The organism is Faecalibacterium sp. AM43-5AT, assembly GCF_003603345.1.
Classification (GTDB): domain Bacteria; phylum Bacillota; class Clostridia; order Oscillospirales; family Ruminococcaceae; genus Faecalibacterium; species Faecalibacterium taiwanense.
Map to the genome: position 1 here is coordinate 376,170 of NZ_QVGZ01000001.1, position 26,853 is coordinate 403,022.

Below are 26,853 nucleotides of genomic sequence, written 5' to 3' on the forward strand. Positions count from 1 at the left end.
CATTATGAGCTATTCGACCCAACAGGACATCCTTGATTTTGTGGAGGACAACAACGTCAAATTTGTGCGCTTTGCCTTCTGCGATATCTTTGGAACTCAGAAGAACATTGCCGTGCTGGCAAACGATCTGCCCAAAGCTCTGGAAGACGGTGTCTGCTTCGACGGCAGCTCCATTGCCGGCTTTATGAAGGTGGAGGAAAGCGACCTTGTGCTGCGGCCGGATCTTTCCACCGTGACTATCCTCCCCTGGCGCCCTACCGAGGGCCGGGTGATGCAGTTCTTCTGTGATGTGGAAAAGCCGGACGGCCAGCCCTTTGGCGGCAACTGCCGCGGCTTTCTGCGCAGCGTGAACCGAAAATTCAAAAAGCTGGGCATCACCTGCAATGTGGGCGCAGAGTGTGAGTTCTACCTGTTCGAGAATGATGACCGGGGCCGCCCCACCCGTATCCCCATCGACTTTGGCGGCTACTTTGACGTGGCCCCGCTGGACGCAGGCGAGAACCTCCGCCGGGACATCTGCCTGACCATGGAGCAGATGGGCATGAGCCCTCAGCACAGCCATCACGAAAGCGGCAACGGCCAGAACGAGATCGACTGCCACCACGCAGGCCCCCTCAAGACCGCCGACAACGTGATGATGTTCAAGCAGATCGTGCGCGCCATTGCCACCCGCAGCGGCATCCATGCAAGCTTCCTGCCCAAGCCCCTGCCGGATCAGGCAGGCAGCGGCCTGCACATCAACCTGTCCCTTTACATGGATGGCCGCAACCTGTTTGAGGGCGACATTGCCCCGGACAGCATTGCAGGCAGCTTTATGGCCGGTGTGCTGGCCCACAGCCGGGAGCTGACCGTGTTCACCAACCCTCTGCCCAACAGCTATCAGCGCTTTGGCTGCGATGAAGCGCCCCGCTATGTGAGCTGGAGCCGCCAGAACCGCAGCCAGCTGGTGCGCATCCCGCAGGTAAAGGGCGACAACTGCCGCATGGAGCTGCGCAGCCCGGACCCTGCCTGCAACCCCTATCTGGCCATTGGTCTGGTGCTGGCCGCCGGATTGGACGGCATTGAGAACCGCATGGTGCTCTCTGCCCCCGTGAACAAGAATCTGTTCGATTCCTCCGAGGCTGAGGGGCTCGGTCTCGAGACTCTGCCCGCCAGTCTGGAAGAGGCCGTGCAGGCTGCGGAGGAGAGCGAATTTTTGCGCAGAGTGCTGCCCGAGCAGCTTGCCAGCCGCTACTTTACGGAAGAACTGAAGCGCTGCGAAGCACTGAAGCACGCGTCCGACCCTGTTGAGTATGAGCGTATCCATTACTTCAACGCCATCTGACCCCTGCAAAAGAGGGTGTGTAGGAGAAAGGAGCGAAGGAAATGGGACGTGCACTGATCGTAAGTGCCGGTGCAAGCTCCAACGAGTATATCGCTGCACGGCTGACCGAAATGGGCTACAGCCGCCCGGTGATCATTCCCAGCGGGGCCGAAGCCCGGCGGCGCATGACGGAATCGGATTTTGAGCTGATCGTGGTCAACTCTCCCCTGCCCGATGAATTCGGGCATGAGGTGTGCATCAATGCTGTAGAAAAAACAGATGCCGGTGTCGTGTTTCTGGTCAAGGCCGCACAGGCTGAGCAGCTTTTGGGGCCTTTGAGCGAGCAGGGGGTATTGCTGCTGTCAAAGCCCTTCAGCACCGCCTTTTTTGTGCAGGCCATGCACATGGCGGCGGCGGGCAACCACCGCCTGCTGCGTGCCCGGCAGGAGAACGCCCGCTTACAGGAAAAGATCGCACAGGTGCGGCTGGTCAGCCGGGCAAAATGCTGCCTTGTGGAGCACGAGCACATGACCGAAGCCGAGGCACACCGCTACATAGAAAAACAGGCCATGGATACCCGTCGTGACCGCACAGAAATTGCACAGGAAGTCCTTGAAAATTATGAGGACATGGGTGTATAATATTGGATTGGGAAAAGTATTCTTGCTTTCACCGGCTCATTTTGGGAGAGGCTGAGAGCAAGACCGTTCACCTGAAAGAATTCACAAAGGTTTATAAGGGAAAGAATTCAGAAAAACAAAAATAGAGGAGGAAATTCTATGGCAGAGAAACAAACCAAATTCATCTTTGTCACCGGCGGTGTCGTCTCCGGCCTTGGCAAGGGCATCACAGCCGCATCGCTGGGCCGTCTGCTCAAGTGCCGCGGTCTGAAGGTGGCCAGCCAGAAGCTGGACCCCTATGTGAATGTGGATCCCGGCACCATGAGCCCGCTGCAGCACGGTGAGGTGTTCGTGACCGACGATGGCACTGAGACCGATCTGGATCTGGGCCACTACGAGCGCTTTATCGACGAGAATCTGAACAAATACTCCAACCTGACCACCGGCAAGGTGTACTGGAACGTACTGAACAAGGAACGTCAGGGTGCATATCTGGGCCAGACCGTGCAGATCATTCCCCACATCACCAACGAGATCAAGAGCTACATCTACAATCTGGCCTCTTCCACCGAGGCTGACGTGGTCATTACTGAGATCGGCGGCACGACCGGTGATATCGAGAGCCAGCCCTTCCTCGAGGCCATCCGTCAGGTGGGTCTGGAGCAGGGCCGCGACAACTGCTGCTACATCCATGTGGTGCTGGTGCCCTACATTTCCGGCTCGGACGAGTACAAATCCAAGCCCGCACAGCACTCTGTGAAAGAGCTGCAGGGCATGGGCGTGAACCCGGACATCATCATCCTGCGCGCAGACGGCAGTGTGGGCGGCGACATCCGCCGCAAGATCAGCACTTTCTGCAATGTGAAGCCGGAGTGCGTGATCGAGAACCTGACCATGCCCAGCCTGTACCAGTGCCCGCTGATGCTGCACACCGGTGGTCTGGACGAGGTAGTGGTGCAGAAGCTCAAGCTGGATGTGCCCGCTGCCGACCTGACCGAGTGGAAGCAGGTGGTCAGCCGCATTGCCACCCGCAGCAAGACCTGCAGCATTGCACTGGTGGGCAAATACGTCAAGCTGCACGACGCTTACCTCTCCGTGATGGAAAGCCTGTACCACGCCGGCTTTGAGAACGACAGTCAGGTAGAGATCAAGTGGGTGGAAAGTGAAGACCTGACCGATCAGGCCGCCTGCAAGGAAGCCTTTGCCGATGTGGACGGCATCATCGTACCCGGCGGTTTCGGCGACCGCGGCATTGAGGGCATGATCCAGGCTGCACAGTATGCCCGCGAGAACCATGTTCCCTACTTTGGTATCTGCCTTGGCATGCAGATCATGGTGATGGAGTTTGCCCGGGGCGTTCTGGGCTACAAGGATGCAAATTCCAGCGAGTTCACCCCGGATGGCAAGCACAATGTGATCGCCCTGATGGCCGACCAGCAGGGCAACATTCCCAAGGGCGGCACCATGCGTCTGGGTAAATACCCCTGCAAGGTGGTGCCCGGCACCAAGATGGCCGAGTGCTACGGCGAGACCGAGATCTGGGAGCGCCACCGCCACCGCTACGAGTTCAACAACGAGTTCCGTCAGGAGATGCAGGACGCCGGTCTTGTCATTTCCGGCACAAGCCCCGACGGTCGTCTGGTAGAGACTGTAGAGCTGCCCGGCCGTGACTTCCATTTGGGCGCACAGTTCCACCCGGAGTTCAAGAGCCGTCCCAACCGTGCTCACCCGCTGTTCAAGGCATTCATTGCTGCGGCACTCAAGTTCCGCGCCAGCGAGCAGCGCAGCCTGCTGCACATGTAAACCATAAAAATAAGGTGCTGTCTGTGCGGACAGCACCTTATTTTTTACCCCTATGATCCATGATCCTGCAGGGCGTGGTTCTTTTGCTTGTGCTTATACATCCGCTGGTCAGCCAGACGGGTGATCTTGTCTGTATCCGTGCCTTCTTCCGGGTAAAGGGCAAAGCCGCAGCTGGTGCCGATCGTCAGAAGACTGCCTGCAACATGATAGGGTGCTGCAACAGTCTTACAGATAAGCTCGACCTTGCGGTGGGCCTCTTCCGGGGACATTGCGCCAATGGTCAGCAGGGCAAATTCATCGCCGCCCATGCGAAACGCATAATCTTGATTGCGGATGCAGCTTTGCAGGCGCTTTGCCACCGCCTGCAGCAGCTTGTCGCCCACCTCGTGTCCATAGGTATCGTTGACTGACTTGAAACGATCCAGATCCAGATAGAACAGCACAAACGCCTGTTCCTGGTGGACCAGTGCACGGGTCACAGCATCAAAATAGCGCTTGTTCAGCAGGCCGGTCAGGCCGTCCGTGTTGGCAAGTTCCTGCAGAATGTGCTGGCCGCTCATATCCTGCGAGATCATTATGATCTGGGTCAGACGGCCATTCTGCCAGCCGACAGGCACCACCGTCATCATCAAAAAGTTTTTGCGGTCACGGGTGGCATATTCGAACTTGATGCTGTCCTTTTCCTCTTTGAGCTGTGCACGCAGGTTTTCCGGTGCAAGCATCTGCACGAGCTTTGCGTTCTCGCCGTCGGTCAGGATCGCATACTGCCGGGACAGCCAGCTGAGCAGATCCAGATAGCTGCCCTCGGTCGGGTACAGCTCCTTTCCCCTGCGCTCGTGGTATTCATAGTGGTCATTTTCCAGATCACACACCACAAACCGGTCCACGATGCGGGCCATCCCGTGGAACATCTGTTCCGTAAGTTCCTTGCGGCGCTGTAGCTCTATCCGTTCCACTTCCGCTTTTTCTTTTCGCGTTTTTTCCTTATCATAGAAGATCTTTCCGATACCGCCCAGGATCATCAGAGACAGCACTACCAGCAGTGCAATGGTAAACATTTGCACCTGGCGCATTCCCGCGTCCATCACATTGGTGGGCACAATGCCGATGATGGCCCAGTCTTTTACACCTACCGGCTGGTATACCATATAGTAGCGCTTGCGGTTGAAGGTATAGCTCACACTGCCTTTGTACTGCAGCGGCAGGTTCTTGCGCATCTCGTCAAAATACGGCTGGTCGGCCTTGACGTTTGCTTCCAGATAGTCGAACAGGTTGGTCATCTGCTCCGGGATCTCGCTCTTCGGCTCGGTGGAAAGCACGATATTGCCATTGGAGCGAACAATGTAGCAATCGCTCTGTCCCTCATAAGCCAAGCCGCCCAGCATGTTTTCCAGTACGGAGTTATCGTAGCAGATCGCCAGCGAGGTATAGGTAACGCTATCCATCGTGACAGGCTCGATCTGCTGGGCAAACATGACCTTGCGCACACCCTTACTGGAAATGTAGCTGGTCACGATAGGGCCGTCCATAGTGTATACTTCTTCCAGCGCAGACTGCATATGCGGGGCATCTCCCCGTCTGCCGCTGACCGTCCAGAACTGATCATCCGCGTTGAACAGGGCCACCTCGCTGTACTGCCAGTTGGCTTTTTCGTTCACATATCTGCGCCACTTTACCTCGGTATTCGTTTCCTCTGCCAGCTGTGCAAGATCATCAGACCAGATCTCAAGGATGTTCCAGTTGCGCTGCACAAACATGGTAAAGGTCTTGCTTACCTGCCCATAGGTGGAAAGCAGATTTTGCGTGCTCTCGTGGTGGATCTGGCGCTGGGTATAGCGGCTGTATGCCACAATACTGAGCAGCATTACCAGAACAAGCCCTGCCCCAAGAAGGATATTCTTCCTCCGCTGTTTCATAAGCTGTTCCCTCTACTTTTCTTATATCTTCCCAGAGAAATTATACCATTTCCGAAAAATGGGTGTCAATGCACGAAATGGTCGATTCACGCCTGAAAACGGTCGATTCGCGCACAGAGCGGCCTTCCGCCGCCTTTGGAGCCTTCTGGCGCTCTGTTCTGCCGAGTACTTTCCGCATTTCCCGCTGGCAATTGCCTGCATGCTGTTCAAGGTTCCGCTACGCATTGGCTTCTTCCTGCGCCCTATGAGGAATCCGCGTGGGCCGTCTTTTACCGGGACATCACCGCCCCGTCTGCTGCACCGGAGGGAAATTTCTAAAAAGTCCATTTCCTGTATCACACAAAAAGCCACCGGGAACTTTCCGCTTTTGCAGAGAACTCCCGGTGGCTTTGTTCTATCCTTAATTCCCGATCAGCACCACGGCCACATCGTTGACATTCGTGCCGGTCGCGCCGGTGATGATCAGCCCATCCACCGCCTTGAGGGCATGGTAGGCATCGTTGTTCTGCAGCACATCGTACACGTTCAGCTGGTTCTGCGCCAGTGCCGCGGCCGTGCTGCCGTCCACGTAGCCGCCCGCAGCATCGGTTGGGCCGTCGGTGCCATCGCTGCCCACCGAAAAGACCGCTGCATCCAGCCCGGCGATCATTGGTGCTGCAGCAAGGGCCAGCTCCTGATTGCGCCCGCCCAGACCTGTTCCGGTCAGGTGGACGACCGTCTCACCGCCTGCAAGAAAGGCCAGCTTTTTGCCCTGCCCCGCGTGGGTGCGGGCTATGGAACCAAGGAAGCTGCCAGCCTCCCGTGCTTCACAGCAGAGCCTGTCGGTCAAGATCACCGGCTCATAGCCCAGCTCCCGGCAGGCGTTGGCTGCTGCGCTGCACAGCTCCCGCACGCTGCCGGTGATCTGCGTGGCAACACGGTCCAGCACCTTTGGAGTCTCCTGTGCCAGCAGAGCCTTGGCCTGTGCCGAAAGCTGCAGGTGATATTTTTCCGCAATGGCAAGGGCCTGTGCACAGGTGGAGGTATCCGGCACTGCCGGGCCGCTGGCGATCATATCCAGCGGGTCGCCCAGAATATCGCTGAGCACGATGCTGAACACCTGCGCGGGCGCACAGCTCTGTGCAAACCGCCCGCCCTTGACCCCGGACAGGCGCTTGCGAATGGTGTTCATCTCCACGATATCGGCACCGCTGGCAAGCAGCTGGCCCGTGATCTGCTGCAGCTCTGCGCCGGGGATCAGCGGCTTCTCAAACAGTGCACTGCCGCCGCCGGACAGCAGAAACAGCACCGTATCCTCTGCCGTTAAGCCCTGCACCAGTTCCAGCGCTTTCCGGGTGGCGGCAAAGCCATTCTCATCCGGCACGGGGTGCCCGGCTTCGCAGCAGTCCACGCCGGGGATCGTGCCCTTCACGTGGCCGTATTTGGTCACGACCACCCCGCCATCCACCCGGCCAAGAAATTTCACCGCCGCATGGGCCATCTGCCATGCTGCCTTACCGGCAGCCACCAGCAGCACCCTGCCGCCCTGCGGCCGGAAATTTTTCAGCGCGCGGCGCACCGCTTCGTCCGGCAGAACAGCGTTCAGGCTGGCACGGATGATGGCATCTGCATCTCTGCGCAGTGTTTTGTTTTTCAGCATGTCGTTCTCCCCTTTTCCATCGCTTCTTGTCCGCGGACAAAAAACACCTGTACAGTCTCTTCCTATGCAGGAAAACGCAGTACAGGTGTTCTGATCTTTTTTGCTTACTTTGTGCTTGCCGGAGCAACCTCAAAGTCGATCTTGCCCAGGTTCACATCCGCACGCACAATGGTGATCATCATGGTGTCGCCCAGACTCCAGTTCTTGCCGGAGACGGGGTCGGACAGGCGGATGCCCTCGGTGAGCATGGTGCCGGAGGGGGTCAGGCTGGAAGCCGGCACAAAGCCCTCCACACCGTTCTCCAACTCGATGAACAGGCCGCGCTGGGTCACGCCGGAAATGCGGCCCTCGTAGCACTCGCCCAGATGGCGGCGGGCATACTCGGCCTTGTAGCAGTCCTCAGCCTTGCGCTCGATCTGCATTGCAATGATCTCGCGCTCACTGGACTGCTTGCTTGCCTTCTCGGCAAAGTCGCTGTAGCGCAGCACCATGGTATCCTTATCCATGCCCTTGAGCTGGGCGGTCATGATGCGATGGATGGCCAGATCCGGGTAGCGGCGGATGGGGCTGGTGAAGTGAGCGTAGTCCTTCAGCACCAGACCATAGTGGCCCTTGGGCTTTTCCTCATACACAGCCTTGGACATGCAGCGCAGCATACCGGTATTGATGATCTGCTCATACGGGCCGCCGCGCACACCTTCCAGAATGGCGCTCAGCTCCTTGGGGGTGGGCACATCCTTGGCAAAGTGATCGTTGATGCCGCAGGCCTGCAGCAGAGTGTGCAGACGCTCCAGCTTTTCAGCATTGGGTTCCTCGTGCACACGGTACACGAAGGGGATCTGCTTCACGCGGGCAAAGTGGGCAGCGCACTGGTTGGCCAGCAGCATGAACTCTTCGATCATAGCTTCGCTCTCGCCGGAGGTGCGCTTTTTCACATCGATGCAGTGGCCGTCCTCGTCGAGGATCAGCTTCACCTCGCCGCTCTCGATATCCATGCAGCCGCGCTCCTTGCGCAGGCGGGCGCGGTGGCCGTACAGCTCCTTCATGGCGGGCAGCTGGCTGAGCACTTCATGGTACTTGCCCTTCAGCTCGTCGTCAGCACTGCCGGCCAGCAAGGCATTGATCTCGGAGTAAACGCCCTTGACGCGGCTGCGGATGACCGACTTGACAAAGCGGTAATCGATCAGGTTGCCATCCTTATCCAGATGCATCAGGCAGGAGAAGGCCAGACGCAGCACGCCCTCATTCAGGCTGCAGATGCCGTTGGAAAGCTGCTTGGGCAGCATGGGCACCACCTGATCGGCATAGTAGACGCTGGTTGCGCGGTTAAATGCTTCGTTGTCCAGCTCGCTGCCGGGCTTGACATAGTTGGAAACATCTGCAATGTGGACACCCAGCTCAAAGCCGCCCTCCGGGGTCTTGGTCAGGCTGATGGCATCATCGATGTCCTTAGTCTCAGCACTGTCAATGGTGAAGATGGGCAGGGCGCGCAGATCCATGCGGCCCTCGACGTCCTTTTCAGAGACCTCAGCGTTCTCCAGCTTCTTGGCTTCCTCACGAACCTTATCCGGGAAGCGGCTGCGGATATCCTGCGCATAGAGCAGGGCCTTTGCGCAGCGCTTTGCTTCGTCCGAGCTGCCAAACCGCATGGCAACGCCCACGCGGTGATCTTCCTGCCGATTGCCGCGCTGCAGAATCTCCACGGCCACCTTGTCGCCGTCCTTTGCACCGCCCTCGCAGTCACGCATCAACTGCATGGAGATGGCCGGGCAGTCGTCCGGCACGAACTTCAGGCGGCCCTCAATGCGGCGGGCAGTGCCCACCAGATCGTTCTTTTCTTCCAGAATGGCCAGGATCTCGCCTTCATCGCTGCCCTCCACACGGGGGTGCTCAAACTTTTCCACAAGCACCATGTCGCCGGGCATGGCACCGCGGGTAAAACGGCCCGGGATAAAGATATCACTGGTGCCGTCCTCCAGCATGACAAAGGCAAAATTCTTGCCCAGTTTTACCACCTTGCACAGCAGAGCCTTGTCTGCACGGCCGGAGCGCACCGTAAAGAACACGCCCTGACGCTGGCAGATGACCGCCTCGTGCACCAGCTGATCCACAGCCTCCATCACCTTGCGGTCCGAGCCGCGGTCCCCGCCGAATTTGGATTTGAGGTCTTTGACGGTGCACGGCTGATTCTGGATCGCGTGCTCAATTTTATCGCGCATTGCCATAATATTTTTTCTCCTTGCTCTTCCATGGCCGCAGCCTCCAACGTGCCGCAGCGCTGCCAATCGTGGGCCAGCTGCCCCACCCTGCCCAGCGGTCAGACTGCCGCCGACATCCTATCATAACACAGAAAAACAGCCCCGTCCTTTACACGGGGCTGCACGAACCTTGTCAACCTGCCAGACGGCCTGCAAACAGACATGCCAGAATGGCAACCACAAAGAAAACAATGCCTGCAATGCGGGTGGTCTTGGCCAGCATCTGATCAGCCGGGGTCAAACGGGCATTGTTTGCGCCGCCCATACTGCCGTTGATGGCACCGGAAAGGCCCTGACCGTGGGTGTGCTGCATGAGAGTGAGGAAAACGATGACGAGCGAAGCGATCAGCAGGATCACACCGCCAACAATTTCGATAACAGACATGGATTGAAACGCTCCTTTATTTTAATTCAACAAAAACTACGCAGAAATACAAATATATAGTAGCATAACAAGCGCAAAAAAGCAAGCAGAAACCGTGCATTTTTATGCCAGAAGGTCCAGCATTGCGCACAGCCGGGCAAAGATGGCGGCGCTGGAATGTTCCGTGCTCACCTGCCCGTCCTGCAGCACCACAATGGTGTAGCGCGGCTGCTGCGCCGGGTAAAACCCTGCGAACCACAAGTTTTTGCGTTCCGTGCCATCCGGTGTGAACTGCCCGGTCTGCGCGGTACCGGTCTTGCCGCCAGCCCCTTCTTCCAGCCAGGCAGCATCCTGTGCGGTGCCCTCTTCCACCACCTGCTGCAGCATCTTACGTAGGAGCGCTGCATTTTCCGCACTCATCACCCGCCTTGACTGCGGATGTGCAAGCGTTTCCAGCGGCGTACCGTCAGTTTCATCCACCGAGCCACACACAAAGAAAGGCGTGCGGTACACCCCGCCGGAAGCAATGGTGTTCATCATGGCGGCGATCTGTACCGGTGATGCCAGCAGACCGCCCTGCCCAAAGCTGAAATTTGCCAGCTGGCCGCTCTGGGCAAGCTCCCCGGCAGACGGCAGCTTTCCGGCATCGGCGTGCAGCGCACCTGCCACCGGCACCTCTTGCCCGAAACCAAGCTGCCGAGACATCTGCAAAAGCGTCTCTGCCCCCAGCTGCTGCCCCAGCCGGATAAAATAGCCGTTGCAGCTTTTTTCCAGAGCCGCAGTCATGTCCACCGTTCCGTGCGGAACACCGCCTGCGCAGCGGAAGATCTGTCCATCCACCACCACCGCACCGGTGCATTCGTACTCCGGCAGGATGCCCTGCTCCAGCGCTGCCGCAGCCAGCACCGGCTTGAACACTGAACCCACAGCATAGCTTTCCAGTGCGCGGTTCAGGAACGGACTGTCCGGTGCATCCAGACTTGCGGCAAGGTCATCCGGGTCATAGCCCGGTACGCTGACGCTGGCGCGAACCGCAGCAGTGGCCGTGTCCAGAACCAGAATGCAGCCGCTGGTCATGGTGTCTGCGGCCACCGCTTCGGCGGCACGCTGCACCGGGCGGGAGATCGTCAGCTGCACGCCAACCGCACTGCTGTCCTGCCGGGTGAGCTGCGGTGTTTCCCCGGCCCGCAGCCGTCCTTGTGCTGTGACCGCGCACACCAGCGTGTCATGCTCCTTTGTCCCGGCCAGCTGGCTGTCCAGCGCCTTTTCCAGCCCGGCAGTGCCGCGGCCTTCTGCATCCAGATAGCCGATCAGATGCTGGCACAGCGGAACTTCTGCGCAGCGCCGTGCCGTTGCAAAGCAGCGTATGCCGCGCCCGGAAAGGTCGCGGTCCACTTCCAGCAGAAACGGTGCGGAGCGGTTGCGGTTCCGGTACAAAAGTGCCTGCCCGGCACTGTCCGTAAATGCATACAGGCGTGTGTAGTTGTTTTCGCCCGGGAAGCAGAGGGCAAGGTACCGCGTTTCCAGCCCGGTGAGAAGCAGGCCGCTGTGGTCGTAGAAGCTGCCCCGCCGGGCAGGCAGCGAGAGCCGGACCGTGCTCTGTGCTTCGGCCCGGGCAGCATAGGTATGGTTCTCTGCCAGAAAATACAGGCGGCACAAAACTATCGCAAACCCCAGCAGAACAGCTGCATACAACGCCAATACCCGTTTGCCGGACATCTGCTCACCCCTTTTTGATAGAGTGGGCTGCATCTGTGGTTTCTATACAAAAAGAGACGGGGTCTCCGAAGAGATCCCGTCTCCATAAGGTACTTATTGAGTAAGCACGTCTGCTGCTTAGTACATGCCGCCCATACCGCCCATGTCACCGCCTGCAGCAGCGGGTGCAGCAGGGGGTTCCGGCAGATCAGCGACCAGGCTTTCGGTGGTCAGCACCATCTCAGCGACGGAGGCTGCGTTCTCCAGAGCGGAACGGGTGACCTTGGTGGGGTCAACGATGCCAGCAGCGATCATATCGTCCACAAAGACCTCGTTCTGAGCATCAAAGCCGTAGTTGGGCTTGTTGGCAGAGATGATCTTGTCGATGATGACACTGCCTTCCAGACCGGCATTCTTAGCGATCTGGCGCAGAGGAGCTTCCAGAGCCTTCAGAACGATCTTGGCACCGGTGCGCTCGTCGCCTTCCAGCGTGTCGCACAGCTCGCGCACAGCGGGGATCGCATTGATAGGAGCAGTGCCGCCGCCAGCAACAACACCTTCCTGAACAGCAGCCTTGGTTGCGTTCAGAGCATCCTCGATGCGCAGCTTCTTGTCCTTCATCTCAACTTCGGTAGCAGCGCCGACCTTGATGACGGCCACGCCGCCAGCCAGCTTTGCCAGACGCTCCTGCAGCTTTTCACGGTCGAAATCGCTGGTAGCGGCCTCGATCTGGCTGCGGATCTGAGCGATGCGGGCTGCGATGGCATCCTTATCGCCTGCACCGCCAACGATGGTGGTGTTCTCCTTGGAGACCTTCACCTGACGGGCATGGCCCAGCATCTGGACGGTAGCATCCTTCAGCTCATAGCCCAGATCGGAGGAGATCACGGTGCCGCCGGTCAGGGTTGCGATATCCTGCAGCATTTCCTTGCGGCGGTCGCCAAAGCCGGGAGCCTTGACAGCGCAGACGTTCAGGGTGCCGCGCAGGCGGTTGACGATCAGAGTGGACAGAGCCTCGCCCTCAATGTCCTCAGCCACGATCAGCAGTTTCAGACCGTTCTGCATCACCTGCTCCAGCAGAGGGACCAGATCCTGAATCACGCTGATCTTCTTATCGGTGATCAGGATAGCGGCGTTGTCCAGATCAGCCACCATCTTGTCGGTATCGGTGACCATATACGGGGTGAGGTAGCCGCGGTCGAACTGCATGCCTTCCACGATCTCGTTGTAGGTCTCAGCGGTGGTCTTGTTCTCCTCAATGGTGATAACGCCATCGGAGGTGACCTTCTCCATAGCCTCGGCGATCAGACGGCCGATCTCGGGATCGCCTGCAGAAATAGTGCCGACGCGGGCGATATCGTTGCTGTCCTTCACCTTCTGGCTGTGAGCCTTGATGGTCTCAACAGCCTTGGCAACAGCCTTGCTCATGCCGCGGCGGATATCCATGGGGTTTGCACCGGCGGTGACATTCTTCATGCCCTCGGTGACCATGGCCTGTGCCAGAACGGTTGCGGTGGTGGTGCCGTCGCCTGCTGCGTCGTTGGTCTTGGTAGCGACTTCACGCACCAGCTGTGCGCCCATGTTCTCGAACTCGTCCTTCAGCTCGATCTCCTTGGCAATGGTCACGCCATCGTTGGTGATGACCGGTGCACCGAACTTTTTGCTCAGCACCACATTGCGGCCCTTGGGGCCCAGGGTGATCTTAACGGTGTTTGCCAGGGTATCGATACCGGCACACAGTGCCTTGCGGGCATCCTCGCCCTGCTTGATCTGCTTAGCCATAATCAAATCGCTCCTTTAAAGCTCAATTTTCAAATATCAGAGGGGAAACCGCTCAGTCCTCAACGACTGCCAGAATATCGCCCTGACGGACGATGGTGCACTCTTCGCCGTCCACCTTGACCTCGGTACCGGAGTACTTGCTGGTGAGGACCTTGTCGCCGACCTTCACAGTCATCTTGACTTCCTTGCCGTCCACAACGCCGCCGGGGCCGACAGCGATGACCTCAGCCACCTGGGGCTTTTCCTTAGCACTGCCGGTCAGGATCAGACCGCCCTTGGTGGTCTCCTCAACCTCAACAGCCTTAATGACAACACGGTCTGCAAGAGGAATGATCTTCATAGTTCTTGCCCTCCTATAGTAAAAATATAATTTAAAACTTTGCTGTGTCCAAAGGGCCTCATGTCGGCCCTTTGGTTCTTTAGCACTCCATTTCTCTGAGTGCTAAGTGTATTGTACTCATCTTGACCCGAAAAATCAAGACCTTTTTTGCTTCTTTTTGTTAAGAATTTATGACAGATGAAAAAATCAGCCGTACAGCGAAAAAGAGACAGCTTTCTTCTTGGACAAAAAAGCTGTCTCTTCTTCTGGTTTTTCATGTTCGGTCTGCACTCTGTGCCGTCTTCTGCGCTGCAAAGCGCTCAAAAGCAGGCTTTGGCAGAAGGATGCGCCCTGCCAGCGGCTGTACCTGTACAGTGATCTGCTCCTTGGGTGCGCATTCACCGTCTGCCGTGGCAACGATCGGCCCGCGGCCATCCGCAGCGCGCAGGCTCACCTGCTTTGCGCGGCGGTAAATGAAATACGGCTCTGCAGCCCTGACGAGCTGACCGTTCTGGAAGTGCTTGCCGCTCTTGTACATTCCCAGCAGCTTTGCAATGGTCACGCGGCTCACCTTGCGGATGATATATACATCCAGCCAACCATCGTCGGGCTGTGCTTCCGGCGCTGCACAGAAACCGCCGCCATAGGTGCGGCCATTGCAGATGGCACACATCAGGCAGTCCACATCCAGCGTTTCACCATCGATGGTGTACTCCACCCTGCGGCCAATGTGTCCGCACAGCTGTTCCACAATGGAAAGCACATAGGCCATCTCGCCGCCGCACAGCGGGATGCGCCGGAACTTCGGGATGCCGTAGGCAACCTGCGCATCCAGACCGGCAGCGCAGATGGTGGCCGAAAGGCCAAGGCTGGTCTGCATCAGATCGATGCTCACCGGCCCACCGGCCAGCTGGGCATCCAGATCCAGAAACTCTTCCTTTGTACCAAAGGTGCGCAGAAAATCGTTGCCGCTGCCAAAGGGCAGACAGCCCACGGCTGCATTTGCATAGCCATAGATCCCGGTGAGCGCTTCGTTGAAGGTGCCGTCGCCGCCGGCAGTGAAGACCCGCAGTTCTTCCCCGCTCTGCCGGGCCTGCTGCGCAGCGGCATTGGCCAGCTCCCGGGCATGACCGGCGTGATTTGTGACCTGAATGGTATATTCTTCCGGCGCAAGCCCTGCACGCGCGGCGGCAGCATTGATCTGCTGCGGCAGCGTACGGGTGCAATCGGCCTTACCGGCAGTTGGATTCAAAAGAAATAATGTGCGCATGGACTTCCTCCTGCAATTCTGTTGCTTCTATGATAACAGAAAACCAAAAGGATGCAAGAGCCAATCTCACAATGTCCCTGCCCCGTACGCACAAAAAAGGAGCGGATGTCTCCGCTCCCTTCGGGGGGATGTTTACTGTTTGGGGAATGCCTTATTCCATGTCTGGATGACCTTGAATTTCGGGGTCCATCTGTCGGGATCGAAATCCGCATCCAAATAGCCCTGCTCCACGCACCACTGTGCAGCTTTGGCTGTTTCGGGGTCCGTCATATTGGCAAAGGCAGAAGCATTTTCCGGTTCCGGAAAACCCGCCGTCTGCCAGACCAGTTTTGCCAGCTGGGCCTGATTTTTGGGGATCGCCGCGCCCTCGGGCAGAAGATCCTGCAGCATCAGTTCCGTGATGATGGTGTAGCCGCCAAAGACAGCAGCACCCGCAACAGCTGCTGCCACAAGAGCCCCTGCGGCATCGGAGCTGTCGCCGCCCGCACCGGAATCATCCGGGATGGGGTCCGAGATGTCCGGGATAATGGTCAGGCTCTCGTTCAGGCTTACGATGGCATTTTCATAAGCAGGCGCTTCTTCCAGTTTTTCGCCGTCCAGCACCACAGTGTAGCCCACGCCTTCGGCCTGCTTATAGGTCAGTTTTAGTTTCAGAGGAGATTTCCCGGTTTTATTTTCCAGCCTCAGCGTACCGGCGCAATCCACATTCAGATCTGTTCTCCTCTCCTGGGAATCAATATCGATGCTTACATTGTTTGCACCGGAAATATGGACGGAATTTCCCAGTTCACCTTTGACCTCGATGTTCGGATTTTCGTTGCCTTTGAAATCCACCGAGCTCCAAAGATCGTCCTTAAGGTCGACCGTGTATGCCCTGCTTGCAGAGTCATAGGAAACGGTCATGTTTGACATGTCAGCCGGATTCTGCGGAGTATTATCCGGGGTAAGCAAACCGCTATACGTGTAATATTCCCAGAACACCGTCGGTTCGCTGCCGGTGTAAAGTTCCCAATTTGCCGTCACTTCCACCGCATGGTCTGGCATGGTAAAGAAAAAGGCCGTTCCTGTCGGGTCATCGGTAGTTTCTACGTCAGCCGGGAAAAACCAGCGGTTGAATTTCAGGCCCTTTTCTGGCCGGGAGGTTTTCACCCGTACAGTTTCACCTTTGTAAAAGGTCGTGTTATTCTCAGAGTTACTGAGTTTTCCTCCATGCACTGTTACCGGGTAGGTAGTTGCTTTCCGGACGCTGATATAAGCTTCCGAAGGATACCAACTGCGGCATACGAAAGGATCCCCCATACGGCTTTCAAACTGTTCCGTTTCTCTGTTGCTGCCGACATAAATTGCCTTTTCGCCACTATTAGAAGAAACGCAGACCGATATCCACTGACGGATCGCCATGCCGCCCTCACCCGTTGCGATCAGGGTCAGATCACCGCTGATATCGCCAATATCCGCTCGATCTGCCGCCATGGTTTCACCGGTTATGGTCACGTTGTGTGCACCGGTCACGGTCAGTTTTCCGCCGACAGCTGCACCGCTTTCTGTTTTCATCACTACATCAACATAGCCCGCGATGGTAGGATCTACCTTGATCGTCAGATCGCCGGCAACTGCCTGCAGGATCGTCAGGGTGCTGACATCCGTGCCACCTGTATACTGAATCCGGATATTATCGACCTTGGTACTGTTGACAAGCACCCTCTGGTCGTTGACGGTGATCCCGGTATCTTGCCCTTCATCTTCCTCGCTCAAAGCGGCAGTACCGTTCGTCAAACTTAACATATCTGCCGCAGCGGCATTGCCCGTTCCGTCCGGGGCCGCAGCCAATGTTGGCAGTGTCACCGACAGTATCATGGCCGAGGCCACAACTGCCGCCGAAGCGCGCTGGATAAGCTTGTGCAATTTCATACAGTTTTCTCCTTTTTGTTTCGTTTTATTTACGGGGGGGGGTATGCTTTGAGGGAAGCATACCATATTTTTGCAAAAAGTAGAACAAAACCTGCGTGAATCGCGCCAAAACCTGCGTGAATCGCTTCCGCCCGCCCCCTGCAGACAAAAAAATACCGCCCCGGGTCTTGTAACTCAGGGCGGTCCTTTTGAGCTTCAGATGCTTTACAGTGTTGCGGTTTCGTCCTCCCGCAGGACGATAGCACCATCCGCCGAGCAGTCCGCTGTCCAGTGCTGGCCCACGCAGGCCGTGCCGGATGCGATCTGATCCGCAAGTGCCTGCTCCACTGCCCTGTCCACTGCGCGGCGCAGTTCTCTGGCCCCGTAGGCAGAGCGGGCCTTTGCTGCCAGCGCCTGCCCTACCCGCGGTGTGTGATGCAGCTGGTAGCCGCTGCGGGCGGCACGCTGCTCCAGCTGGCACAGCATTTTTTCGGCAATGGCGCACAGGCTGTCGTCGGCCAGCGGACGGAATACGATCATCTCGTCCAGACGGCCTGCCAGCTCTGGCCGGAACCACTTTTTTGCCTCCTCAATGGCCTGCGCAGACTGCTTTTCAAACACGGCTTCGCTGCCCGCCGCAAAGCCCAGCGGCGTGCTCTGACCCGCCAAAAAACGTGCGCCGAGGTTTGAGGTGAGCAGTACGATGGTGTTGCGGAAATCCGCCTTGCGGCCCATGGCATCGGTCAGCTGGCCATCTTCCAGTATCTGCAAAAGGATGTTCTGAATGTCCGGGTGTGCCTTTTCGATCTCGTCAAACAGCACCACACTGTAAGGGCGGCGGCGCACTGCTTCGGTCAGCTGTCCGCCCTCGTCATGGCCCAGATAGCCCGGCGGCGCACCCAGCAGCCGGGCAGCGGTGTGCTGCTCCTGATACTCCGACATATCAAATTTGAGCAGGGCTTTTTCGCTGCCGAACCAGCTGACCGCCAGCGCCCGGGCAAGAGCCGTTTTGCCCACTCCCGTGGGGCCAAGAAACAGCATGGCCCCCATGGGCCGGCCCGGCTCGCCAAGACCGGTGCGGCTGCGCCGGATGGCACCTGCCACTGCAGCCACAGCCCGGCTCTGGCCCACGATCTCGGCGTTGAGACGTTCTTCCAGCTTGTCCAGTCGTTCCCGCTCCTGCTCACCTACCCGCTCCACCGGCACACCGCTGGCCTGCGCCACCACATGGGCGATATCGTCCGGCATCAGCGTGGGCTTTGACTGCTTTGCCTGCTCGGCCCGGATGCGTGCCGCCGCACAGGCTTCGTCCACAAGGTCGATGGCCTTATCCGGCAGAAAGCGCCCCGGCAGATACCGCACCGAAAGCTCCACCGCAGCCTGCAGCGCTTCCGGCGGAAGGCAGACATTGTGGTAGCGCTCATAGCGCGGCGCAAGCCCGTTGAGGATATCCAGCGCCTGCGCAGGCGTAGGCTCCTCTACCTGCACCTTGCCGAAACGGCGTTCCAGTGCGGCATCCTTCTGGATGTGGGTGCGGAACTCTTCGGTAGTGGTGGCACCGATAATTTGTATCTCGCCCCGGGCCAGCACCGGTTTTAAGATGCTGGCAGCATCGATGGCACCCTCCGCTGCACCGGCACCCACGATGGTGTGGAACTCATCTACGAACAGAATGGAGCTGCCGTCCCGCACCAGCTCTTCCAGCAGGTTCTTGAACCGCTCTTCAAAGTCACCGCGGTATTTGGTGCCCGCCACAAGGCTGGCCATATCCAGTGCCAGCAGACGGCGGCCCTTGAGCGCACGGGGCACACGATCCGTGGCAATGCGCTGGGCCAGTCCTTCGGCAAGGGCGGTCTTGCCCACGCCCGGCTCCCCCACAAGGCAGGGGTTGTTCTTCTGACGGCGGCATAAGATCTCCACCATGCGGTCCAGCTCTGCTTCCCGGCAGAACACCGGGTCCAGTTCCCGTTCCGCAGCACGGCGGGTCAGATCCCGGCAGTACTTATCACTGGCGCGGCTGCCGCGCGGCGCACTGACCGTGGTCCGCATCTGATACGGCAGTACGAACTGCCCAGACAGCTGGCGGCATTCCCGCACGGCATCTGTGAGCTGCACGCCCATGGATGCCAGCAGGATGCCTGCTGTGCAGCCGTCATCCTCCAGCATGGCGCAGAGCAGATGTTCCGGCTCGGCCCGGTTCAGGTGCGCGTTCTGTGCCCCGATGATGGCGTAATCCATGGTGCGCTTGAGGTCCGGCGCAAGAGCGTAGCGATCCAGATGCAAAGCCGGTGCGCGGCGGCTCTCGGCCAGCTGACGGCGCACCTCCGGTTCCCGGATCTGCTTGCCCTCCAGAAACCGTGCTGCCGCCCCGTGATCCTGCTGCAGGATCGCCAGCAGCAGGTGGCCGGTATCGGCTTTTTCGCAGCCAAGGTTCCCGGCAAGCTCCACCGCACTGCGCAGCAGCTGATCCGACTCGTGCGAAAAGCCCTTGTACCCGCCAAAGCCAAGTTTTTCCCAAATACTCATTTGCCCGCTCCTTGCTGATGAAATTCGTTTTCACAAGAAGTATAGCCCCGAAGCACAGAAAAAAAACATCTCTTTCTGTCGGGATGGGAAAACAAAAAGGAGATACCCGCAGGCATCTCCCCTTCGCTGTTTGATTTTTTCAGTCCATTTCGGCCAGAGCCTTTTTCAGGTTCTTGGCGATCTGATCCGGGCAGCTGGTATTGCGGAAACCGCAGAGCGTGCCCTCCATGCGGTCGATCACATCTTCGGCCTTCATGCCCTTGACCAGACGGCAGATGCCCTTCAGGTTGCCGTTGCAGCCGCCAATGACCTCCATGGACGCAATGGTGTGGTCATCGTTCAGCACAAAGTTGGTCTGCTTGGAACAGGTGCCGCTGTTCGGGAAGCTGAATTCCTTGCTCATAGTTCAAAATCCTCTCTTTTTGACAGAAATCCCGACGAAGATCGTCTGCTTCTATTATAGAGCAGCGTGCCGGAATGTCAATGTGACCGGGTCACACATCAATACCGCGGCGCTTGTGGGCCAGCTCCAGAATGCGGGCCACCTGATCGTCCGCCGTGGTACAGGTACCCACCGGGTGCGGCACCTTGTGGTTTGCACCGTGGAAGTCCGTACCGCCGGTATGGATCAGCCCATACTGCTCACACAGAGCAGCACACTCGGCCCTGTCCTCCGGGCTGTTGCGGGGGTGCTCCACCTCAATGCCGTCGATGATGCCCTCTTTGGCCAGCTGACGCACCAGCGGCATGCTCTTGTAAACGGTCGGGTGTGCAAATACCAGCACCGCACCGGCAGCTTTCGCCGTGGCGATTACTTCCTGCACCGAGGGATATTTTACCTGATGCAGCACCACGCCGCGCGGCTCCCAGCCAAAGAGATAACTGTACAGCTTGCCGTACACAGCATCGCACAGCCCCAGCTGGTGCAACGCTTCCATAATGCCGCTTTTGAACAGCACACCGCTGTCCTTTGCGTATTCCAGCGCCTGTTCCGTGCGGAACTGCGGGTACAGCGCTTCGATCTCCTTTGCGCTTTGCAGGCCGCACTCGTTGCGGCGCTGTCGCAGGATGTCGCAATGCTCCTTCAGTTCCCGGCTTTCCGGGTCCGGGAAGTAGCACAGCAGGTGCACGCGATGCTTATGCTCATGGTCATAGCCGGTCAGCTCGGTGGCCGGAAGCAGGCGCACGCCGTCCTGCACAGGGTGCTCATAGCAGTAGTTTACGCTGAGCAGGGTGTCGTGGTCGGAAATGGCCATGGTGTCCAGCCCCGCCCGCGCCGCCATGAGCGGCAGGCGGTGGATGGGCACAGAGCCATCGGAACAGGTGGAATGGTTGTGAAGATCGCCGGGCATGGAAAATGAACCTCCCAAGAAAACCAGAGAAAGGCTTCCCCCAAAGAGGAAGCCTTATATCATATCAGTGCTTATAGAAATTGATCAGGCAGCCGTCGGCCAGGATCTTGCGCTCGTCGGCGGTCAGCGGGGCCATGTACAGGCTGAACTCCTTTGCGGTGTCGCCCAGCACATAGGCCTTGATGTCCTGCAGGTCACCCTTGAGGGCCTCGCGGACATTCGGGATAAAGACATAGTCGCCCAGACCGAACGGCGTTGCGCCCACCAGCTGCAACGGCAGCATACCCCAGTTGATGAGGTTGGAGCGGTAGCGCTTGGTGGCGTACTCGGTAACGATGTTGGCACCGGCACCCAGCACACGCTGGCAGCTGGCCGCCTGCTCACGGGCAGAGCCATCGCCGGGCTTGACGGCAAAGATGGTGGATGCGATCTGCACATCGTTCCAAGTCAGGTTTTCGCAGCCGGGCACCTTGTGCAGCTGGGCCAGCACCTCGGCGCTGCCCTCGCCTGCACGGCGGGCCTTTTCTTCGGCCTGCACGGCCTTGGCACGGCCCACATACTCCGGGTCCTTGCGGCTGAGGGTGAACTCGGCCAGACCCAGAGGATTGGAACGGTAAGACGAAGTCTCACCGGAGGGGATCAGCTCATCGGTGGTGGTGACAGGGTCGGTGATGTAAGATGCCACCTTCAGCAGCAGGTTATCGCCCAGCGGTGCAATTTCGGGCCAGTCCTTGATGTTGGGGCCAAGCTTGAGCAGGGCATCGTAATCGCCCTTGCCAAAGCCCTGATACACGCGGGTATCGTAGCTGGAAGGATCGTACTGATACTCCGGCACAGTGGGATCATAGTCGATATCGGTAGCTGGGGTCAGAATGCCGCCGTTGGCCGTGGTGGCCGCAATGCTGCGGGCATCCATCAGTGCCACACCGGAAAGCTGGCCGTTGCCGGGCTTGGAGCCTTCGCGGCTGGGGAAGTTACGGGTGGTATGGCGGATAGACAGCGCGCCGTTGGCGGGCACGTCGCCTGCGCCGAAGCAGGGGCCGCAGAACGCAGTGCGGACGGTGGCACCGCTGGCCATCAGGTCGTGGATGACTCCGGTGCGCACCAGTTCCATCATGATGGGCTGGCTGCCGGGATACACGCTCAGGGCGTAGTCACCGCAGCCGCCGGTGTGGCCTTTGAGGATGGAGGCAGCTTCATAAATGCTGTCGTACAGACCGCCTGCGCAGCCTGCGATCACGCCCTGATCCACACGCAGTTTACCGTTCTCGATCTTGCTGCACAGGTCAAGGCTGACATCCTTACGGCCGATCAGCTTCTGCACATCCTGCTCGCAGGCATGGAGAATATCCTCAAGGTTTGCGTTCAGCTCTTCAATGGTAAATGCATTGGAGGGATGCATGGGCAGTGCGATCATGGGACGGATGGCAGAAAGGTCTACCTCTACCACACCGTCGTAATAAGCAAGGTCGGCCGGAGCCAGCTTCTTATAGTCGGCGGCACGGCCATGCACCGCAAGGAATTTCTGCGTCGTTTCGTCAGTTTCCCAGATGGAGGACAGGCAGGTGGTCTCGGTGGTCATGGCATCGATGGCGTTGCGGGTATCCTGACGCAGGGACGCAACGCCGGGGCCGACAAACTCCATCACCTTGTTTTTGACATAGCCGCTCTTGAACAGCTTGCCCACCAGCGCAATGGCCACATCGTGCGGGCCGCAGCCTGCAGGCAGAGAGCCGGTGAGATAAATTGCAACAACACCCGGACGGGCCACATCGTAGGTGCGGCCCAGCAGCTGCTTTGCCAGCTCGCCGCCGCCCTCACCAATGGCCATGGTGCCCAGAGCACCGTAGCGGGTGTGGGAGTCCGAGCCAAGGATCATCTTGCCGCAGCCCGCAAACTTTTCGCGCATGTACTGGTGGATGACCGCCAGATGCGGGGGCACAAAAATGCCGCCGTATTTTTTGGCGGCGGACAGGCCGAAGCGGTGGTCGTCCTCATTGATGGTGCCGCCCACGGCGCAAAGGCTGTTGTGGCAGTTGGTGAGCACATACGGAATGGGGAATTTCTCCAGACCGGACGCACGGGCCGTCTGGATGATGCCCACAAAGGTGATGTCATGGCTGGCCATGGCATCGAACTTGATCTTCAGATTTTCGGCATCGCCGCTGGTGTTGTGGGCCTGCAGAATGCTGTAGGCCATGGTGCCGGTCTTTGCGTTCTCGATGGCTGCGGCATCAAAGCCCTTTGCTGCCAGTGCGGCGCTTGCTTCGCCGTCTGCAGGCACCCATTCACCGCGGGCATAGTATGCGCCGCCGGTGCTGCACTTGATCATATCCAACATCTCGATTCGCCTCTCTTTTTGTATTTCCCGCCCGCCCTATCTTGCGGGCACTGCCCCAGCAGAGCGGTACGCTGCCCGCTCTGCCCTCTTCTGCCGCGCTGCCAAAGCACGCGGCTACGGCCCGGAAAACCGTATCTGAAGGTTATTATACCATGAAACCACGGAAAGAAAAAGCACTTTTTACAAATGAATCGTGAATGGAGGATGAAGAGACGGGCTCCGTGCTTTTTCTTGACAAAGAAGCCATTCTATTGTATTATTATTAGCGTTGTATGCCGCTGTGGTGAAATTGGCAGACACGAGGGACTTAAAATCCCTTTCTGGAGACAGAGTACGGGTTCGACCCCCGTCGGCGGCATAAAAAGACCCCCCAAGCTTACGCTTGAGGGGCTTTTTATTTTGCTTATTTTACACCTTGCCGCCGTGCAGCTCTGCGTACATCTTGGAACGGCACTCGGCCACAGCCGGGGTCATGTTCACATAGTGCTTATGCGGGCACTCCAGACGCAGCTCGCTCTCCCAGGTCTCCTCGGTGAGCTGCTTTGCAATGTAGGCCTTCTTCTCTGCGATCGAAGGCAGCTCAATGGCCAGCTGACCATTCAGCACATGCGGCACCAGCAGCTTTTTGACCTTGGTGGGGGTAATGGTGACGGTGCGTTCGATGGCATCGGAGTCCAGATTGACCATCGTGACGGGCTTGCCCGCCTCGATGACTTCATCATCCATGGCGATCAGGTCACACTGGGCCTGACCATTTTCATCGTAGAGACGCCACGGCATCTTCTTGCCCGGAATGATGGCCTTGCTGGCGGAATCCGAGCACTTCATCTTGGGAGTGTAGCTGCCGTCCGGCTGCTTGACCGCCACCAGCTTGTACACCCCGCCGAACACGGGGTCGGAAGCAGAGGTGATCAGGTTTTCGCCCACGCCGTAGGAGTCAAAATGGGCGTGCTCATACAGCTCCATGTTGGCGATCTTCTTTTCGTCCAGACCATTGGAAGCCACCAGCTTGATGTAAGGCTTACCGGCCGCATCCAGTGCCTTGCGCAGGCGCTTGGAGCCGCGGGCCAGGTCGCCGGAGTCGATACGAGCGCTCTTGACGCGGCGGTTCGGGTCGTTGGGGTATTTTTCGATGAGGTAATCGTCCAGTTTAATGAGGTTGGGCAGACCGCTCTCCATGATATTATAGGTGTCCAGCAGCAGACTGACCGAATCCGGGTAGGTATCGGCAAAGGCCTTGAATGCATCAAACTCCGTGGGGAAGAACTCGATGAAGCTGTGCGCTACGGTGCCCACAGCCTTGACCTCCGCGCCGAACTTCATCTCGGCCAAACAGTTGGCAGTGCCCACGCAGCCGCCCAGAACAGCAGCATATGCACCATCGTTGCCAGCGCTTTCGCCCTGCGCACGGCGGGTGCCGAATTCCATCACGCTGCGGGGCGTGTGGGTGTTCAGGCCGGTGACGCGGGTAGCCTTGGTGGCGATCAGACTGTGGAAGTTCATGGTCTGCAGCAGGTAGGTCTCGATCAGAATTGCGCCCACGAGGTCGCACTCGATGCGCACCATCTGCACATGCGGGTATGCCACCGTGCCCTCGGGCAGAGCGTACATGTCGCCCTTCCACTGATAGGTGCGCAGATACTCGCAGAATTCCTCACTCATGCCCTTGGTGCGCAGCCACCAGATATCCTGTGCATTGAAGTGGTAGTTCAGCAGAAAGCGGGTCAGCTTGCGCTGGCCGGCGCTGATGGAGTAGCCCTGAGCATCCGGGTTCTTGCGGAAGAACATATCAAACACCAGCGTGGTGTCCTTGAATCCGTGCAGGAACAGGCAGTTTGCCATTGTAAATTCATAAAAATCCACGACCATTGCGGGGTTGTCGTAGTCCTCATCTGGAATATAAGGCACAACCTTGATTTCGTCCATGAACAGTATCCTCTCTTCTTTACACCCGGCAAAGGCTCCTTGCTGTCCCCTGCCGTTCTGACCTGTGGGAAGGTTTGCGCGCCTGCCTGTCTTGACAGTGCGTTTCTATCATGATATCACCAAACGCAGAGCGGTGCAAGCATTTTTGGAAAATCCCGGTCAATTTCCGGTAAGAAAAAGCCGCCCATACACAAACAGCATGGGCGGCTTTCAGAACAAACGTGTTAACCGTTGATGATATTGGGGGTAGCATTCTTCAGCACAACGTCGTGGCTGCCGCCCTCAACGATGGAGGTAGAGGAAACCACGGTCAGCTTTGCTTTCTGCTGCAGCTCCGGGATGGACAGAGCGCCGCAGTTGCACATGGTGCTCTTGACCTTGTACAGAGTGGTCTGCACACCGTCAGCCAGAGGGCCGGCATAGGGCACGTAGCTGTCCACGCCTTCCTCAAAGCTCAGCTTGCTGGAACCGCCCAGATCGTAGCGCTGCCAGTTGCGGGCACGGTTGGAGCCTTCGCCCCAGTACTCCTTCATATACTGGCCGTTGATGCGCACCTTATTCGTGGGGCTTTCGTCAAAGCGGGCAAAGTAGCGGCCCAGCATCACAAAATCCGCACCCATGGCCAGTGCCAGCGTGATGTGGTAATCGTGGACGATGCCGCCGTCGGAGCAGATGGGCACGTAGATGCCGGTCTCCTTATAGTACTCATCGCGGGCCTTTGCCACCTCGATGACAGCGGTAGCCTGACCACGGCCGATGCCCTTGGTCTCGCGGGTGATGCAGATAGAACCGCCGCCAATGCCGATCTTCACGAAGTCTGCACCAGCCTCGGCCAGGAAGCGGAAGCCCTCGGCATCCACAACGTTGCCTGCGCCCACCTTGACGGTATCGCCGTAGTGCTCACGGATCCAGCCGATGGTGCGGCTCTGCCACTCGGAGTAACCCTCGGAAGAGTCGATGCACAGTACATCCACACCGGCATCCACCAGTGCGGGCACGCGCTCAGCGTAATCGCGGGTGTTGATGCCGGCACCCACCACATAGCTCTTGTTCTTATCCAGCAGTTCGTTGGCGTTCTTCTTGTGGGAGTCGTAGTCCTTACGGAACACCATATACTTCAGGTTGCCCTCGGCATCCACCAGAGGCAGGGTGTTGATCTTGTTATCCCAGATGATGTTGTTGCAATCGTGCAGGGAGGTGTTCTCCGGTGCAGTGACCAGCTTTTCAATGGGAGTCATGAAGGTGGTGACAGGGGCATCATCCGGAGTGTGGTTGATGCGGTAGTCACGAGATGCAACGATGCCCAGCAGCTTGCCGCCCGGCGTGCCATCGGCAGTGACGGCAATGGTGGAGTGGCCGGTGCGTGCCTTCAGCTCCAGCACATCGTGCAGGGTGGCAGTGGGGGCCAGGTTGGAATCGGACACGACATAACCAGCCTTAAAGCTCTTGACGCGGCGCACCATGGCGGCCTCGTTCTCAATGCTCTGAGAACCGTAGATGAAGGACACGCCGCCCTGACGGGCCAGTGCAATGGCCAGCTTATCGCCAGAGACCGCCTGCATAATAGCGCTGATCATGGGAATATTCATCTGCAGGGGGCATTCCTCCTCGCCCTTGCGGTACTTGACCAGCGGGGTCTTGAGGCTGACAGCCGTGGGGATATTCTCTGCAGAGGAATAGCCGGGGATCAGCAGATATTCACCGAAAGTGCGGGAAGGTTCTTTATAGAAATAAGCCATGTTCAAACTCCTTTTCTCTTAACGCATCAACATCAATCGGATTCATGTTTGCAACCTATAAATTGATTGTATATACTGTACCACAAAGCCAGCCGGAATACAAACCC

The 26,853-nt window shown here is 58.2% G+C and carries 18 protein-coding genes and 1 tRNA gene; 4 read left to right on the forward strand and 15 right to left on the reverse strand.

What is annotated here, in order from left to right; genetic code table 11:
- The first annotated feature begins 4 nt into the window (after window positions 1–4).
- The 3 genes from DW937_RS02085 (at window position 5) to DW937_RS02095 (ending at window position 3,726) form a co-directional block, all read left to right on the forward strand.
- The gene (locus tag DW937_RS02085) at window positions 5–1,324 is read left to right on the forward strand and encodes a glutamine synthetase family protein (protein ID WP_120119980.1); all 1,320 of its coding nucleotides are present in this window, start codon (window positions 5–7) and stop codon (window positions 1,322–1,324) included.
- Window positions 1,325–1,365: 41 nt separating this feature from the next.
- On the forward strand, window positions 1,366–1,944 hold the full coding sequence (locus DW937_RS02090) for an ANTAR domain-containing protein (protein WP_005937320.1): 579 nt from the start codon (window positions 1,366–1,368) through the stop codon (window positions 1,942–1,944).
- Window positions 1,945–2,082: 138 nt separating this feature from the next.
- Entirely contained in the window at window positions 2,083–3,726 is a 1,644-nt protein-coding gene (locus DW937_RS02095; RefSeq protein ID WP_120119981.1) for a CTP synthase, read from the forward strand.
- Between the two features lie 50 nt (window positions 3,727–3,776).
- Here the strand turns inward: DW937_RS02095 and DW937_RS02100 are convergent, their stop codons facing one another.
- The 13 genes from DW937_RS02100 to DW937_RS02160 all read right to left on the reverse strand — a co-directional run bounded on the left by DW937_RS02100 (window position 3,777) and on the right by DW937_RS02160 (window position 23,081).
- Window positions 3,777–5,642 carry a diguanylate cyclase gene (locus DW937_RS02100; RefSeq protein ID WP_120119982.1) on the reverse strand — a complete coding sequence of 622 codons (1,866 nt, stop codon included), beginning with the start codon at window positions 5,640–5,642 and terminating at the stop codon, window positions 3,777–3,779.
- Window positions 5,643–6,042: 400 nt separating this feature from the next.
- Window positions 6,043–7,281 (reverse strand): glycerate kinase, encoded by a 1,239-nt coding sequence (locus tag DW937_RS02105; protein ID WP_120119983.1) that lies wholly within the window; start codon window positions 7,279–7,281, stop codon window positions 6,043–6,045.
- 104 nt (window positions 7,282–7,385) lie between these two features.
- Window positions 7,386–9,506, reverse strand: a complete 2,121-nt coding sequence (gene rnr, locus DW937_RS02110; protein WP_120119984.1) for a ribonuclease R — start codon at window positions 9,504–9,506, stop codon at window positions 7,386–7,388.
- Window positions 9,507–9,672: 166 nt separating this feature from the next.
- Window positions 9,673–9,924: a preprotein translocase subunit SecG gene (gene secG / locus DW937_RS02115; protein ID WP_005937305.1), complete on the reverse strand. Its 252-nt coding sequence runs from the start codon at window positions 9,922–9,924 to the stop codon at window positions 9,673–9,675.
- Between the two features lie 102 nt (window positions 9,925–10,026).
- Window positions 10,027–11,622: a penicillin-binding protein 2 gene (locus tag DW937_RS02120; RefSeq protein WP_120119985.1), complete on the reverse strand. Its 1,596-nt coding sequence runs from the start codon at window positions 11,620–11,622 to the stop codon at window positions 10,027–10,029.
- Between the two features lie 117 nt (window positions 11,623–11,739).
- Window positions 11,740–13,383: a chaperonin GroEL gene (groL, locus tag DW937_RS02125; protein WP_097777868.1), complete on the reverse strand. Its 1,644-nt coding sequence runs from the start codon at window positions 13,381–13,383 to the stop codon at window positions 11,740–11,742.
- Between the two features lie 52 nt (window positions 13,384–13,435).
- Window positions 13,436–13,723: a co-chaperone GroES gene (locus tag DW937_RS02130; protein ID WP_005937287.1), complete on the reverse strand. Its 288-nt coding sequence runs from the start codon at window positions 13,721–13,723 to the stop codon at window positions 13,436–13,438.
- 253 nt (window positions 13,724–13,976) lie between these two features.
- Complete coding sequence (locus DW937_RS02135) at window positions 13,977–14,972, reverse strand: YegS/Rv2252/BmrU family lipid kinase (RefSeq protein WP_120119986.1); 996 nt, start codon at window positions 14,970–14,972, stop codon at window positions 13,977–13,979.
- Between the two features lie 132 nt (window positions 14,973–15,104).
- Complete coding sequence (locus DW937_RS02140; RefSeq protein WP_118526970.1) at window positions 15,105–16,883, reverse strand: hypothetical protein; 1,779 nt, start codon at window positions 16,881–16,883, stop codon at window positions 15,105–15,107.
- Window positions 16,884–17,087: 204 nt separating this feature from the next.
- Complete coding sequence (locus DW937_RS02145; RefSeq protein WP_120119987.1) at window positions 17,088–19,388, reverse strand: ATP-dependent Clp protease ATP-binding subunit; 2,301 nt, start codon at window positions 19,386–19,388, stop codon at window positions 17,088–17,090.
- Window positions 19,389–19,527: 139 nt separating this feature from the next.
- Window positions 19,528–19,791 carry a TIGR03905 family TSCPD domain-containing protein gene (locus DW937_RS02150; protein ID WP_005937268.1) on the reverse strand — a complete coding sequence of 88 codons (264 nt, stop codon included), beginning with the start codon at window positions 19,789–19,791 and terminating at the stop codon, window positions 19,528–19,530.
- A 91-nt stretch (window positions 19,792–19,882) separates the two neighbouring features.
- Window positions 19,883–20,740, reverse strand: a complete 858-nt coding sequence (locus DW937_RS02155; RefSeq protein ID WP_097774920.1) for a PHP domain-containing protein — start codon at window positions 20,738–20,740, stop codon at window positions 19,883–19,885.
- 64 nt (window positions 20,741–20,804) lie between these two features.
- Complete coding sequence (locus DW937_RS02160; protein WP_097781857.1) at window positions 20,805–23,081, reverse strand: hydratase; 2,277 nt, start codon at window positions 23,079–23,081, stop codon at window positions 20,805–20,807.
- Between the two features lie 274 nt (window positions 23,082–23,355).
- Between DW937_RS02160 and DW937_RS02165 the strand changes: the two genes are divergently transcribed.
- Window positions 23,356–23,439 (forward strand) — tRNA-Leu (locus tag DW937_RS02165).
- Window positions 23,440–23,489: 50 nt separating this feature from the next.
- Here DW937_RS02165 and DW937_RS02170 read toward each other — a convergent pair.
- Complete coding sequence (locus DW937_RS02170) at window positions 23,490–25,007, reverse strand: nicotinate phosphoribosyltransferase (RefSeq protein ID WP_005937257.1); 1,518 nt, start codon at window positions 25,005–25,007, stop codon at window positions 23,490–23,492.
- 224 nt (window positions 25,008–25,231) lie between these two features.
- Complete coding sequence (locus tag DW937_RS02175) at window positions 25,232–26,746, reverse strand: IMP dehydrogenase (protein WP_118526963.1); 1,515 nt, start codon at window positions 26,744–26,746, stop codon at window positions 25,232–25,234.
- Window positions 26,747–26,853 lie beyond the last annotated feature (107 nt).